Raw genomic sequence first — 13,617 nt, 5'->3', positions numbered from 1 at the left:
AACCGCAAACGGGGCACTATGTGAGGACAACGCCAAACTGGGGGATGCACCATGAATCGAATCCGGAAAGTGACAACGCTGCTCGCGGCAGCGACGCTGGTGAGCGCCTCCGCGACCATCAGTGCCTGTGCGCCGCAACCAGCCGACGTCGGGCTCTTAACCGCTGACGGCGTGGCGCGCGTTTCGGTTCAGGCAACGGACTATTCGGCGCAGCTTGAAGCTTTCAATGCTTCCGCGCGCAAGCTCGGCGTCACAGTGCTTGCCGACGGTGGCGATGCAAACAATGGCAACGTCGTCGCGTCGCCTGCCAGCCTGTTGATTGCGCTGAGCATGCTGCGGGCGGGAGCTTCCGGTGCCACAGCGGCGGAGATGGATACGGTTCTGGGGTTGCCCGTCGAGGGGCGGGACCAAGCGATGAACGCGCTGCTCGCCTCCCTCGAAAAGTTCGACGGCGATCCCGGGTCGGTTGACGAAGGGAACCCGCCGCGCAAGCCTGTCATGCACGCGGCCAACGGGTTGTTCGTCGACAAGGATGTGCCTACCGGTGAAGCGTTTCTCAGCACGCTTGCCAGTCATTTCGGCACGGGCGTGTACCCGGTGAACTTCCGGGACGAGGCTGTGACCAAAGCGGCCATTGACCAGTGGGTCAACAGGAATACCGGGGGCCGGATCAAGGAAGCCCCAGCAAAGTACAGTCCTGAGAACACCTTCAGCCTCCTCAATGCCCTCTACTTCGCCGCTGCCTGGCAAGAGCCGTTCGAAGCGAACGACACCGCCGACCGCCCGTTCACCAAGGCCGGCGGTGAAGTGATCAACGTGCCAACCATGCATGCTTCCCTCGGCATGGCGTACACCGAAGGCGCAGGATGGAAGGCCGCGGACCTGCCGTATGCGGAGGGTTTCGTAATGCGGTTGATACAGCCCGACGGCGGTGCGCAAGGTTCGGCTGGTCCGGCTGCGGTTTCTGCGGAGGTGCTGACGGATGTGGCTAACGGATTGGGTTCTGCCTCGAAGGACATGGTTCACATCAGCCTTCCCAAGTGGGACCACAAGACCACGTTTGAGTTGCGGAAGGTCTTCGAAACGCTTGGACTCAACCAGATGCTGGCTACGGACAAAGATTTCGGCGGGATCCAGCAGGGTATGAAGTTGACGCAAGCCGCCCAGGCAGCCAACATCACCGTTGCCGAGAAGGGGACCATCGCCTCCGCGGTGACCCAGATCAACGCGGAGGACTCAAGTGCCCTCATCCCGGAACGCGAGATCATCCTTGACCGTCCGTTCCACTATCAAATCATTCACGTCGAGACGGGAATGCCATTGTTCACCGGGTGGGTGGCGGACCCGCGATAGCTCAGGAGGTGCCAGAGGGATGGGCTGATGGCAGCGGGAGGTGCCAGAGGGTTGGGTTGATGGCAGCGGGAGGTGCCAGAGGGTTGGGTTTTAGCGGACCAGGCGGCCCACCAGCACTGCGGCGGCTTCAACAACTTCGTCGGCCTCTCGTTTGGTTGCACTCAACGCCACTTCCTGCCCGGACACGGTGACGATGTCAGTGATCACCGCAACCGTGATCCTGCCCAGGGTGTCGTCACTGGCACCCAAGAGCACGGAGTTCTGCCGCACCCATTCGCGGCCACGTTCCCGCCTGAGTACCTCGAAGCCCGGGGGAGTGTCGCCCTCAATAAACACCCGTTCCAGGTCACGGTGCTTCCAGGTGTAGTCGAAATAGCTGCGGCTGCCCACATTGAACAGTGCCAGGGGATCGTTCTGACCGGCCTTGCGTGCCTTCGCCACGGATGCGGCCACCAAGCGCTCGTGTTCGTTCTGGTAGTCGTCCCACAATGCGAGGAAAAGTTCGGTCTTCCCGCCGAAGTGGTGATAGAGGCTGCCCACGCTGGATCCGGCTCGCGTCACAATGTCTGAGATGCTCGCGTTGGTAAAGCCATGTTCCACGAACACGCTGGCGGCCGCGTCCAGGAGATTTCGCTGTGTTGCCGCGGTGCGGGTCCACTGCCAGGAGCCGGCAATGACTGCAGCTTCGGAGGTCTTGCGGACCACGCTCACGCTCCTCTCGCAGGCAGACGAAGGACCGGAGTGTCGCCCGGCCATTTTTTGGAATCCTACCCGAAAGAATCCACATAGCCAGTGCGAAGCCTTGACTGGGCCTTGTGAAACGGGAAATAATTCTGGAAGTCTGTTCTAGAAATATGTATTGCGGCATGTATCCGAATGCTGCGATTTTTGACGTCGAACGCCCCGAAACCCGGGTGCCGTTTTCACCGTCGGGCTGCAACTGGTTGAATCGCTATATAGCGCCAACTGGTCGCAGCCAAACAAGCCAGAGAGGAACGCGGCCTGATGTCCGTTTCAAGCAAGTCGTCCGGGATCACGTCGAACAGGTGGTTCAAACCCGTCGTCGTCACCGCAGGAGCTTTGGTGGTGGCACTGATCCTGGTGCTCGTTGCACAATGGCTCCGGACCCTTCAGCCCGTGCAGCAGTTCCTCACCGACTACCCGGGGCACTCGGCCGTTCCTGAAGGCGCCCCTACCGGATTCCCGGCTTGGCTTGGCTGGCAGCACTTCCTCAACATGTTCTTCCTGGTCCTGATCATCAGATCGGGCTGGCAGGTGCGCACCACCACGCGGCCCGCCGCCAACTGGACCCGGAACAACAAGGGACTGATCAAGACCAAGAATCCGCCGACCAAGATCAGCCTGGACCTGTGGTTCCACCTGACGTTGGACGCGCTCTGGGTCCTGAACGGCATCATCTTCATCGTGCTGCTCTTCGCAACCGGTCAGTGGCTGAGGATCGTGCCCACCAGCTGGGACGTCTTCCCCAACGCCGTTTCGGCAGGCCTTCAGTACGCCTCGCTGAACTGGCCGGTTGAGAACGGCTGGAACAACTACAACAGCCTCCAGCTCCTGACGTACTTCATCACAGTCTTCATCGCTGCACCGCTGGCCATCATCACTGGCCTCCGGATGTCCGGAGCATGGCCCAAGAAAGCTGCCATCAACAAGTTCTATCCGATCGAACTCGCCCGGAAGATCCACTTCCCGGTGATGATCTACTTCGTCGCGTTCGTGATCGTCCACGTGACGCTGGTGCTGGCAACAGGTGCGCTGCGGAACCTCAACCACATGTACGCCGCCAACGACGACGCCAACAGTTGGTGGGGCTTCGGGATCTTCGCAGCCTCCATCGTCTTCACGGCAGCCGCCTGGTTCCTGGCCCGGCCCCTGTTCCTGCGCCCGATCGCCTCACTCATGGGCAAGGTCTCGCGCTAAACCGCACTCACGCTAAAACAGCCGCCCCGGGAGAGTCTCCGGGGCGGCTGTTTTCTTTGGTAACAGCTAGGACAGGGCCCCACCCTGCCACAGGGCATCAAACGGTGCGCCCGAGGACACTCGGTTCTTGATGCCGGCGGTGACGAATGCCTTCGCCGTCCGGGCAGCTTCCAGTGGCGTTGCCCCCTTGGCGAGCTCGGCAGTTACCGCGGCGGCCAACGAGCAACCGGCGCCGGAGACGGCTACCTCGCCCACCTTCGGAGCGCGCAGGACTTCCAGCGTCCCGCCGTCGTAATAGACGTCGACGGCGTCAGGGCCTTCCAGCCGCACCCCGCCCTTGGCCAGGACTGCTGCGCCGCTGATTTCATGGATGCGGATGGCTGCGGCCTTCAGCGATTCTTCGTCAGTAATGGTGAGCCCGGACAGGGATTCGGCTTCGAAGTGGTTGGGGGTGACGAACGTAGCCAGCGGCAGGATCTGTGCCTTCAATGCCTGGTCGGTGTCCAAGGCATGGCCGGGTTCCTGCCCCTTGCAGATCAGGACCGGGTCCAGCACCACATGCTTGAAAGCGCCCCCGGACAATGCCTTTTCAACGGTGCTGATGGTTGCCGGACTCCCCAGCATGCCGATCTTTACGGTGTCCAACACCGACGGTGCGCCGGACGCAGCGCCGTATGCCGCCGTCGTGGCTTCCAGCTGGTCCGCAATAACCTGCTGCTCCACGGGGACAAAGCGGTGGTTCCAGTTGTCTTTCGGGTTGAAGGAAACAATGCACGTGAGGTTCGCGATGCCGAACACTCCGAGTTCCTGGAACGTCTTGAGGTCGGCCTGCGCGCCGGCGCCACCGGTCGCTTCGGAGCCGGCGATGGTCAGGGCGATGGCAGGGGCAACGGCTGAAGTCATGTCTTCCATTTTGCCATTTGCGCGGCCTCATGCCGATTTCACGGCTTTCACGGCTATCCGTGCAGCGCCCGGTAAGCGGCCTCCGCAGCCGGATGCAGGGGCAGGCCGGCGGTATTGATGAGAGTTTCCGGGCTGAGGAACTGAACTCCGGTGCTGGACTTAGGCACCAGATCCTGAGCTTGTTCGACCATGAGTTCCACGGTCTGACGAACAATGTGGTCCGCCAAATCCCTGCGGCAGAGGAGCAGATTGGCCACGCCCACGGTCCACACGGCAGGCGCGTTCCCGTAGCTGTTCGCGGGAATGAGGACGCGGTCGTAGAAAAACCTGGACTGGGCCCGCGTGGCCGGAATGAGCTCGGAAAGGTCCAGGAGCCGGACGCGAAGTTCCTGCGCCGCGGCAGCGATCGGCGCCGTCGGAACGCCTCCGGACTGGATCATGACGTCAATGGAGCCGTCCCTCAAGGAGGCCAGTGCCTGGTTCAATCCAAGGTTGACCTGCTTCACAGCTCTGCCCGGTCCGGCCGTTTCCAACGAAAGCCCTGCGGCAGCAATGACTCTGCCTGCTGTGAGAGTGGTTCCTGAGCCCACCTCACCCACGCCCGCGGTTTTCCCGGCGAGGTCGGCGAAGGCTTGGATGCCGCTGTCTTCGCGGACGATGCAGTGGACGTAGTTTTGGTAAACCTTCCCCAGCGCTACCAACTGCCCGCCGTCGTTGCCCGTGGAAGCAGCTGCCTGCGCGGCGGCGTCGGCCAATGCCACGGCGAACGTGGCCTCGCCGGCTAAGACCCGCCGTATGTTCTCCAGGCTTCCGCCGGTGGTCAGGGCCACCGCCTTTTCAGCCACCCGCTCCCGCTGCAGCAAATCAGCCAGAAGGGTGGCGAACTCCAGGTAGAAGCCGCCCGCTTCGCCGCCGGCGACGGCCAGTTCCCGCGGCCGTTCCTCTGCGGTGCAGCCGGCTGATGTTGCGAGCATGGCACCGCCGAGACCCAGTGCCATGGCAGTCCTGAGGGCATTGCGCCGCGAGATCATCTCAAGCATGCGAACCGCCCTGCGGCCGGGTGAATTCGAGACGGGCTACCAACCCGTGTGGCTCACGCGATTCCAGGACAAGCCGCGCGCCGTTCGCTGCAGCCAGCCGTTCAACGATGGTCATGCCCAGCCCGTTGCCCGGGATCTTGCTGTGCTGCGGCGCCCGCCAGAACCTGGTAAGGGACGCGGCGAGCTGATCGGCCGGGAGGCCGGGACCGTCGTCGGAAATCTCGACGGCGGTGCCTCCTTGTATCTGTCGGATCGCTACGAGGATACGGGCGCCAGGGGCGTATTTGATTGCATTGGCAAGGAGTTCACCCACCATGTGCGCGAGCTCATCGGGGTCGCACTCGATCTGGCTATCGGGCGCTGAGCCCCTCAAAGTCAACTCTGATCCGACAAGGCGAGCGGCCGGCGTCGCCCGTTCCACTTCGCCCTGCAGGACCGGGAAGGGATCGATGACGGCCGAACGCCGATGTTCTGATTTCGGCTCCACACGAGCAGAACCTTCAGAGGCGCGATGTTCGGCAGTTGCCAGCTTCAGCACGCCGTCGAGCATTTCTTCCACCCGCTCAAGTTCGGCTACGACTCCGGCTGCCGCTTCTATTTCCTGCTTCGAACGCAGGGCGAGTTGCAGCAGGTCGATCCGCAGCCGCAGCGCCCCCACCGGATTCCGGAGCTGATGTGACGTGTCGGCGATGAGCCGCCGCTGTGACTCCATGCTTTCGGAGACGGTATCGGCCATGGCGGTGAAGGACCGGCTCAACTCGCGGAGCTCAGGCGGACCGGCCTCAGGAAGCTGGCTGGTTTTGCCCGTTGCCTCAAGCTCGTGGACCGCTTTGCTGAGCCTGTGGACCGGCCGCAAAACCCACGCCGTGATGCGCGACGCAGCCACGAGCAGCAGCGCACCCAAGGCCAGTGCGGCAAGCCCGACGACGAGCCACCGCTCCCGTAGCTTCTGGCGGGCCGCGTCGAGGTTGACTTCAACAACCACCTCCCCGAGTACCTGGCTGGCTGTGCCGAAGGGCCTGGAGATGAAATCGTTGCCGGTACCGAAGGCACGAACCGGGTTCAGCGTGGCATCGCTGAGGTTGAGGCTGGCACGGTTGAGGGCATCCCTGACCTGGGGTTGGTCCTCGTTAAGACTGCCGGAGCGAAGCGTTTTCTGTTGGAGCCGGATCAGGATTCCTTCACCATAAAGCTCGGAATAGCGGTCCATTTCCCGCTGCAGCTGGGTTGTATTGGTGTCTTCAGCGGCGTCGCTGGCCAACTGCGCAAAACGATTGAGGGCTGCGACGCGGTTGATCTGCAGTTCCTGGGTGAGCTCCCGGCTGGCCGATGTCAGGATCACACTGGACACCGTCACCACAATGACCACCACCAACAGGCTCAGAATGCCCAAGACCCGGACTTTCACGGTTGCTCAACGCGGTAGCCGACGCCTCGGACGTTGATGATGAACCCGGGAAGCTGAAGCTTGGACCTGAGACCCGTCAGGTGGACGTCCAAGGACCTTGAATGCGCCAGGAATGCGTCGCCCCAGAGTGCGTCCAGGATCTGCTCCCTGGTCACCACTGAGCCTGCGTTCCTGACCAGCAGGCTGAGGAGATCGAATTCGGTGGCGGTGAGGGCGAGTTCTTTGTTGCTGACTGATGCGACGCGGCGGTCCAGGTCTACGTGCAAATCTCCGAGGATGATGGTGTGCGGAGCTTCCTGGCCCGTGCGGTTGGTGCGCCGGGTAACTGCTTCGATTCTGGCGAGCAATTCCACCAGCTTCACAGGCTTGACCAGGTAGTCATCGGCGCCGGACCGGAGGCCCAGCACAACGCTGCGTTCGTCGTCGCGGGCCGTCAGGATGAGGATGGGGATCTGCGTGACCTGCCGGAGTTTCCGCAGGACATCCAAACCATCCAAGTCAGGGAGGCCAAGGTCCAAAAGGATGACCTCGTGCTGCCGGTGCGCCAGGAGCGCGTCCTCACCGCGGGACACCCGGGTGTGCTTATGCCCGGCGGAGGCGACAGCGGCGCTCAAGGCCGACGCCATGGCGTCGTCATCCTCGACGATGAGCACGTGCACTGTCCGGATCCTTTGGGCTTGGTGGGCTGGTGGGCTGGTGGGTTTGGTGGGCTGGTTCGCTACTAGAGCTTAACGTTGTGAGGCCCGCTCTGCGCCCTTCGGAGTATCCAAAGGGCGCAGAGCGGGCCTCGCAAGTGAGCAGGATCAGGCGTTGACGAGGTCTTTCTTGTCGTCGTCGTCCTTCGCAGTGCCCTTGGGCACAAAGGCGTTGCCCTGCTCCGCATCCAAATGCGTGGGCTTCTTGTTCTTCAGCGCGAAGATGTACACCAGCAGCGAGATGAAGATTGCAGCTGTGACATAGGTGAAGAACATGTCCACCTGGCCCGATTTCTGCAGTGCAGCGCCAATCAGCGGAACCGTGCCGCCAAAGAGTGAGTTGGCAATCGCGTAACCGAGTCCCACACCGAGCGCACGGATCGATGCCGGGAACAGTTCAGCCTTCACCAGAGCATTGATGGACGTGTAGCCACCCACCATCAGCAGACCACCGAACATCAGCAGGAACGCCACGAACGGATCCTTGGTTCCAGCCAGCGTGGACAGCAGCGGCCAGGTGAACAGCACACCGGTCACACCGAACCAGATCAGCAGCGGCTTCCGGCCGATCTTGTCAGAGAGCATGCCGTACACGGGCTGCAGCAGCATGAAGATGAACAGTGCCCAGAAGTTGATGACGGAGGTATCGGTCTTGGCGATGCCCGAAGTATCGTTCATGAACTTCAGGATGAAGTTGGTATACGTGTAGAACGCCACGGTGCCGCCCAAGGTGATGCCGATGCAGATGAGCAGCGGCTTCCAGTGCTTGGTGAACAGCAGCTTCATGGTGCCCGGCTGTGCCTCGCCCTCAACCTTGACGTGTGCAGCGCGGAGCTGATCCGCGGAAAGGGTTTCTTCCATTGAGCGGCGAAGCCACAGAACAACCAACGCTGCGGCGCCACCCAGGGCGAACGGAATCCGCCAACCCCACGCGGTCAGGTCTTCTTTGCTCATGGTGTTCTGCAGGATCACCAGCACCAAGAGGGCCAGCATCTGCCCGCCGATCAGCGTCACGTACTGGAAGCTGGAGAAGAAACCACGCCGCTTGGCCGTCGCGGCCTCGGACATGTAGGTGGCACTCGTGCCGTATTCGCCGCCTACGGAGAAGCCCTGCACACAGCGGATAAACACCAGCAGGATCAAGGCCCACAAGCCGATCACGTCCTGCGTCGGCAGGATGGCAATGGCGAACGAGCCTGCCGACATCATGGTCACACTCAGCGTCAGTGCAGCCTTGCGGCCCTTCCGATCGGCGTAACGGCCGAAGAACCAGCTTCCGATGGGACGCATGAGGAACGACGTCGAGAAGACAGCCATTGCTTCAAGGCCGGCCTGGAGGTCGTCGGAGGAGTTAAAGAAGTGCGACTGGAAATACGCCGCGAAAACGGTATAGACGTAGAGGTCGAACCACTCCACGAGGTTGCCCGCAGAGCCCTTGAGGATGTTGCTCACGGCCTTGCGGGTCTGAGCGGCCTCGCTCAGAGGTGCAGCTTGTTGGGTGCTCATCAATGAACCTTCCTGGACGGCAGCGTTTTGCGGCGGCCGTGTCTTGCATGAGTTCGTTCTGTCCATGAAGCGGGTGCTCATGGCGTCCTTGCGCATGGCTCTTCGTCGACTAAGAAAGGTCCTCCAAGGTGAAGAGGACATGTTCCAAACTATGGGTGATGCACGGCACAGCCCTAGCCGGCCGGGCATTTCCTAACACTTCCTTAGGTTTCGGCCTGCCGCCGACGCTCTTTCATGTCCCGAGGGTTTGGCCGGGACGCTCTTTCAGGTCCCGCGGGTTTGGCCGGGACGCTCTTTCAGGTCCCGCGGGTTTGGCCGGGACGCTCTTTCAGGTCCCGCGGGTTTGGCCTGAACGCTCTTTCAGGTCCCGCGGGTTTGGGGTGGACGCTCTTTCAGGTCCCGCGGGTTTGGCCGGGACGCTGATACGCACGAGCTTCCACGCGGCGAGGCGGCCGATACCTGCAGCCAAGGCAATTGACGATGAGACAAGTAGGGGACCTGTTCCTGAAAGTCCGCCGAACGGCGCACACATCAGCAAACCTCCGGCGAAAAACACGGCAACGTGAAGCCATTGATTCCGAAGTCGACGCAGTGCCAGACCGAGAAGCGACCCCACAGCCGCGCCGACCATCCAGACCGGGAGCAGACTGTAACCAAAGAAAATGATGGCCCATCCCGGTGCTTGGATGCCCCAAAAGGCACAGAATGTCAGGTGCGCTACCGCGATTCCCATAGCCAATCCCTTGCCGCCGAGCACCACCCGATCCTTGGACCCGTACCGTGATTCGGCAAACGGGTGGGGACTTGCAAGCCCGTACTCGGCCTCGTCAGTCCACGGTTCCTGGCTCATGGTTATTCTCCTGGATAGTGAAAGAGCGTCCGGCTGAAGGGGGCGGTTATGTGAAAGAGGGTTCGGCTGAAGGGGGCGGTTATGTGAAAGAGGGTTCGGCTGAAGGGGGCGGTTATGTGCGAGAGGGCTTCCGCTGCGCAATCTGGTTGAGCGCCCCTGCCAGGGTTGGGTGCTCAAACGCGAACCCGGCATCGAGCAACTTCCGCGGCTCCACCCATCGGCTCTTGAGGACCAGCTCCGTTTGCGTCCGGATCAGGATCGCGCCCGCTTCCAGGAGCCAAGCGGGCGTCGGAATCCCAAAAGGAACACCCAAACTCCTCCGGACCAGGGACATCAGTTCGCGGTTGTCCACGGGGTAAGGCGTCGCCGCGTTCACAGGACCGGACAGCTCAGCGTGATCGTGAACGAACAGCACCACGCGGTACAAGTCCTCCACATGGATCCAGCTGAACTTCTGCGTGCCGGGCCCCATATGCCCACCCAGACCCAACCGCGCAAGATTGCGGAGGGGCTCCATGACGCCCCCGGCTCCCAACACAATGGCAATTCGAAGCGGCACTTTCCTTGTACGGGGAACAGCAGCCGACGCCAACTCGTCTTCCCAAGCGCGGGCCACGTCCACGGAAAACCCGCTTCCGAGTTCCCCGGAAACCTCAGACTGCGGGCCGTCCTCCGCGTGTCGATAAATGGTGCCCGTACTTGAGTTGATCCACGTCCGGGGAGGCTCGTCGCACGCGGCAACCGCACGGCCCAAGGCCCGCGTCGTCAAAACCCGGGAATCGACAATTTCTCGCCGGTGCTGCTCGTTGTAACGGCAATTCACGGAGCGTCCGGCGAGGTTCACCAACAGTTCGGCGCCGGTCAGCACTTTGGTGATGGCGCCGTCGTCGTTCCATTGCGCACCAGCGGAACCGTCCCGCCCGACGGTCCGAACCTGCCACCCCGCGTCCAAAAAGCGACGCCGGAAGTAACTGCCAATGAACCCGGTAGCACCGGCAATAACCACTGTCCGCGGCATCATGAATCTTCCTTGACGCTGCGCACGAGCCCCAGAACGTCGTCGAAGACTTTGCTGACGCCGGGTATTTTCGCCAGGGACAAGCCCCTAGCCAGAAGGGGAGCCGCGCCGTCGATTAGTTTTCGCGTGCGGCGTTGTCCTTCCGAGCGGTCGTAGACCCAGAACAGCGCGACGCCCATGTACGCCAGCCACAGCAGCTCCGGTAGATCCCCGCGCAACTTTTTCGCCACGGCCGGGGAGGAACCTTCGACGGCGGACCGGAAGATCGCGAGGGAAGCCTCACGGGCGGCGGTGGACGCCTCGCCGAACGGGTTGACGGGCGACGACGGCCGGATCGCCGTCGCGATGAAGTCGGAACCAAACTGGTGGTACGGCGCCATGACGTCCATCCCAGTGTGCAGAACAGCCTTCAGGCGGCCCGCAAGATCTTGGACTCCTTCGAGCGCCTGCGCCGCAACGACCGCGTGCTCGTCCTGTACCTGGATGTACAGCTCCTGGACGAGTTCATCCTTGGACGCAAAGTAGTAATAGGCGTTCCCTACGGACACTCCTGCCTCCTGGGCAATGGCGCGCATGGTGGTTTTCTCGAATCCGATCTCACGGAACATGTTCAGCGCGACGTCGGCCACTAGTTGTCGGGTCTGCTCACTCTTTGCTGCCATGGAAGTGCTCCCTGCCCTTTTTTGAACGTGTTCAGGAACAGTATGTCAGCTTTCTGAACATGTTCAAAAATGTGGGAATGAGCGAGCGTTTGGGGAAGGGCTTGGGATGTGAGAGAGGGATGCTCAAAAGGGGGTGGGATGTGGGAGAGCGTTGGGGGGAGGAGTGGGAGAATGGAACCGGTGCCGGGCCGGATGCCCCACCAACCACAGTGCTAATACAGCGGGGCGCCCTCAGGAAGGGAGCCTGCGCGAACCACTACGAAATGGATGACCCATGCCCTCGCCCTCAGGCTCCAGTACTCTGAGCAAGCCCGCTCCGCGCTTCGCGTCGATCGGCTCCCCGTATTTCGGCATCATGCTGGCCATCATGGCCGTGGTGCTGATCCTGTCCAACATCGGTGCTTCCAAAGGCGTGGTGCTCGGACCGATCATCACTGACGGCGGGTTCTTCCTGTTCCCGATCGCCTACATCCTGGGCGATGTGATGAGCGAGGTCTACGGCTTCAAAGTGGCGCGCAAGGCGATCATCACCTCGTTCGCCCTCTCCGTCTTTGCGTCCCTCTGCTACTGGATCATCATCGTGTTGCCCGGCTTCAGCGACGACTACGGAACCACTAAGCAAGCCGCCATCGAAGGCGCCCTTGGACCCGTTCCCTTGATCGTCCTGGGTTCGCTGCTGGCCTTCCTGGCCGGCCAGACCATCAATTCGTGGATCCTGGTGAAGATGAAAGCCCGCACCGGCGAAAAGAGCCTGTGGGCACGCCTGATGGGATCTTCCGTGGTGGGCGAACTGGTGGACACCCTGATCTTCTGCAGCATCGCGGCGTCGGTCATCGGCATCACGGACTTCGGCTCGTTCCTGAACTATGCCCTGGCCGGTTTCGTCTACAAGACGGCCGTGGAGTTCCTGTTCGTACCCGTCACCGTGCTGGTGGTCGGCTGGATCAAGAAGCGCGAGCCGAGCTACGGGGTCGCTGCAGCCTAGGCTTGGGCTGGCCCGGCGCTGAGTTCACCGGAGGACGCCCAGGACGCGGGAGCTGTACGAGATCGCCGGAAAAGCCCGGCGACCTCGCGCGGCTCCCGCGTGTTCGCGCAGTCCGGCGTTCTCGAAAACCAGTGAGACACAGGACTCTCGAAGGACGCCCGGCCCCTGTCATCTCCTGAGCGCTTTCAGAACCCGCGCCTTGAACTCCTGCTCCTGAAACAGGTCCTTCCATTCCACACGGATGAAGAACCAGCCGTCCTCTACCAGGGCCTTCTCCCGGCGTCGTTCCTCAAAGATCACCCGGTCTGTGCGGGCGTACTTGAAGTACTTGACCTCCCCGTCGAACTCAAGGGCCACCTTCTCTTTCTTCCAAGCGAAATCCAATCGGTGCCGTCCAATCCGGGTTTGCACCTCCACTTGGGCCTCGGGCATGGGCAATTTAAGGCGCATGAGCAGTTCACGGCAGAGGGTTTCACCAGGGGACTCCGAGTGGGGGTCAGCATTGGCCAGGCATCTCTGCAAGGTACGGCATCCCCGCCGTCCGGAGAGGGTACTTGCGTGGGCTTGCATGAGTGGCTTATCCGCTCCCAGCCGCAGCGCATGATCCATGATGATCAACGCTTGCCGGTAGTTCAGAGTCTTGGCACAGTCCACAACAGTTCGCTCAAGATCGGTGACCTGGAGGAATTCCACCGTGGTGATCTGGGAGCGTGTCAATCGCAGTTTGTGCCCGCGAACATCCTTGCCGAGGCGCTCGCTGGATGGGTTGGTGGGAAGGGTGACGTGGATGAGCTGATCCACGTTCCACAGAAAGAGTCCGTGCAGCCGCGCCGCCGACGTGTGGCTGTAGACGTAGCCGCCGGTGGACGTGGTGAGCGTTCCATGTGCATGTGCGTGGATCAGCTGTTTGCCGCGGACATCTTCCGACTGTTTCTCCCATGCCGCGCGGCGTATATAACAGCCTTGGCGCACTCGGATGAGGTCACCCTGGCGGACCAGCGTGCCGATTGCCCGTGAACTGAGTCCCAGTTCATTGAGCTGCTGGGTACGCCAAAGGGTTCCAATTTGAGGAAGGGATGCAGTTGGTTTTTGACTCATCACCTCAGCCTCAGGCAGGCTCGACGCCGAAAGTAGCCCCCGCCGTCGTTATGTGGATAACAGACGAAACCGCCGGATCCATGCCGGGGACGCGGGAGCTGTGCGAGTTAGCCGGACAGGCCCGGCGATCCTGCATGGCTCCGGCGATCTGGCCGCGCTCC

At 61.9% G+C, this 13,617-nt stretch carries 13 protein-coding genes; 3 read left to right on the top strand and 10 right to left on the bottom strand.

Going from position 1 to position 13,617, the window contains the following annotated elements:
• The first annotated feature begins 51 nt into the window (after nt 1-51).
• Entirely contained in the window at nt 52-1,353 is a 1,302-nt protein-coding gene (locus tag M1D51_RS18290; RefSeq protein WP_458107503.1) for a serpin family protein, read from the top strand.
• A 90-nt stretch (nt 1,354-1,443) separates the two neighbouring features.
• Here the strand turns inward: M1D51_RS18290 and M1D51_RS18285 are convergent, their stop codons facing one another.
• Nucleotides 1,444-2,058, bottom strand: coding sequence for a TetR/AcrR family transcriptional regulator (locus M1D51_RS18285; protein ID WP_458107502.1), 615 nt, complete (start codon nt 2,056-2,058; stop codon nt 1,444-1,446).
• Between the two features lie 300 nt (nt 2,059-2,358).
• On the opposite strand from M1D51_RS18285, the gene M1D51_RS18280 reads away from it, so the two are divergent.
• Complete coding sequence (locus M1D51_RS18280) at nt 2,359-3,291, top strand: cytochrome b/b6 domain-containing protein (RefSeq protein ID WP_172322610.1); 933 nt, start codon at nt 2,359-2,361, stop codon at nt 3,289-3,291.
• A 66-nt stretch (nt 3,292-3,357) separates the two neighbouring features.
• Here the strand turns inward: M1D51_RS18280 and M1D51_RS18275 are convergent, their stop codons facing one another.
• From M1D51_RS18275 to M1D51_RS18240, 8 genes are all read right to left on the bottom strand, one after another.
• A complete protein-coding gene (locus M1D51_RS18275; protein WP_458107501.1) occupies nt 3,358-4,194 on the bottom strand; it encodes a hydroxymethylpyrimidine/phosphomethylpyrimidine kinase in 837 nt (278 codons plus the stop codon).
• Between the two features lie 53 nt (nt 4,195-4,247).
• Nucleotides 4,248-5,234, bottom strand: a complete 987-nt coding sequence (locus tag M1D51_RS18270) for a TAXI family TRAP transporter solute-binding subunit (RefSeq protein ID WP_458107500.1) — start codon at nt 5,232-5,234, stop codon at nt 4,248-4,250.
• Nucleotides 5,227-6,642, bottom strand: a complete 1,416-nt coding sequence (locus tag M1D51_RS18265; RefSeq protein WP_458107499.1) for a sensor histidine kinase — start codon at nt 6,640-6,642, stop codon at nt 5,227-5,229. The genes M1D51_RS18270 and M1D51_RS18265 overlap by 8 nt, the downstream gene beginning before the upstream one ends.
• Nucleotides 6,639-7,301, bottom strand: coding sequence for a response regulator transcription factor (locus M1D51_RS18260; protein ID WP_172322606.1), 663 nt, complete (start codon nt 7,299-7,301; stop codon nt 6,639-6,641). The genes M1D51_RS18265 and M1D51_RS18260 overlap by 4 nt, the downstream gene beginning before the upstream one ends.
• A gap of 144 nt (nt 7,302-7,445) precedes the next feature.
• Nucleotides 7,446-8,843, bottom strand: coding sequence for an MFS transporter (locus M1D51_RS18255; protein ID WP_458107498.1), 1,398 nt, complete (start codon nt 8,841-8,843; stop codon nt 7,446-7,448).
• A gap of 328 nt (nt 8,844-9,171) precedes the next feature.
• The gene (locus tag M1D51_RS18250; RefSeq protein ID WP_458107497.1) at nt 9,172-9,693 is read right to left on the bottom strand and encodes a hypothetical protein; all 522 of its coding nucleotides are present in this window, start codon (nt 9,691-9,693) and stop codon (nt 9,172-9,174) included.
• A gap of 112 nt (nt 9,694-9,805) precedes the next feature.
• Entirely contained in the window at nt 9,806-10,714 is a 909-nt protein-coding gene (locus M1D51_RS18245; RefSeq protein ID WP_458107496.1) for a TIGR01777 family oxidoreductase, read from the bottom strand.
• Nucleotides 10,711-11,373: a TetR family transcriptional regulator gene (locus tag M1D51_RS18240; RefSeq protein WP_458107495.1), complete on the bottom strand. Its 663-nt coding sequence runs from the start codon at nt 11,371-11,373 to the stop codon at nt 10,711-10,713. Before M1D51_RS18240 ends, M1D51_RS18245 begins: the two co-directional genes overlap by 4 nt.
• 274 nt (nt 11,374-11,647) lie before the next feature.
• Here M1D51_RS18240 and M1D51_RS18235 point away from each other — a divergent pair, with 274 nt between their 5' ends.
• The gene (locus M1D51_RS18235) at nt 11,648-12,358 is read left to right on the top strand and encodes a queuosine precursor transporter (protein WP_172322602.1); all 711 of its coding nucleotides are present in this window, start codon (nt 11,648-11,650) and stop codon (nt 12,356-12,358) included.
• 168 nt (nt 12,359-12,526) lie between these two features.
• Here the strand turns inward: M1D51_RS18235 and M1D51_RS18230 are convergent, their stop codons facing one another.
• Entirely contained in the window at nt 12,527-13,456 is a 930-nt protein-coding gene (locus M1D51_RS18230; RefSeq protein WP_458107494.1) for a type IV toxin-antitoxin system AbiEi family antitoxin domain-containing protein, read from the bottom strand.
• Between the last annotated feature and the right edge of the window lie 161 nt (nt 13,457-13,617).

The organism is Arthrobacter sp. R3-55 (assembly GCF_054161505.1).
Note: the sequence above shows the minus strand (reverse complement) of the source record. Positions and strands in the feature narration are given on the sequence as shown.

What these genes read in the sequence shown, in the direction of transcription:
- M1D51_RS18290 (WP_458107503.1), top strand. Translation starts at nt 52, where the DNA reads ATGAATCGAATCCGGAAAGTGACAACGCTGCTCGCGGCAGCGACGCTG.
- M1D51_RS18280 (WP_172322610.1), top strand. Translation starts at nt 2,359, where the DNA reads ATGTCCGTTTCAAGCAAGTCGTCCGGGATCACGTCGAACAGGTGGTTC.
- M1D51_RS18275 (WP_458107501.1), bottom strand. Translation starts at nt 4,194, where the DNA reads ATGACTTCAGCCGTTGCCCCTGCCATCGCCCTGACCATCGCCGGCTCC.
- M1D51_RS18270 (WP_458107500.1), bottom strand. Translation starts at nt 5,234, where the DNA reads ATGCTTGAGATGATCTCGCGGCGCAATGCCCTCAGGACTGCCATGGCA.
- M1D51_RS18255 (WP_458107498.1), bottom strand. Translation starts at nt 8,843, where the DNA reads ATGAGCACCCAACAAGCTGCACCTCTGAGCGAGGCCGCTCAGACCCGC.
- M1D51_RS18250 (WP_458107497.1), bottom strand. Translation starts at nt 9,693, where the DNA reads ATGAGCCAGGAACCGTGGACTGACGAGGCCGAGTACGGGCTTGCAAGT.
- M1D51_RS18245 (WP_458107496.1), bottom strand. Translation starts at nt 10,714, where the DNA reads ATGATGCCGCGGACAGTGGTTATTGCCGGTGCTACCGGGTTCATTGGC.
- M1D51_RS18240 (WP_458107495.1), bottom strand. Translation starts at nt 11,373, where the DNA reads ATGGCAGCAAAGAGTGAGCAGACCCGACAACTAGTGGCCGACGTCGCG.
- M1D51_RS18235 (WP_172322602.1), top strand. Translation starts at nt 11,648, where the DNA reads ATGCCCTCGCCCTCAGGCTCCAGTACTCTGAGCAAGCCCGCTCCGCGC.
- M1D51_RS18230 (WP_458107494.1), bottom strand. Translation starts at nt 13,456, where the DNA reads ATGAGTCAAAAACCAACTGCATCCCTTCCTCAAATTGGAACCCTTTGG.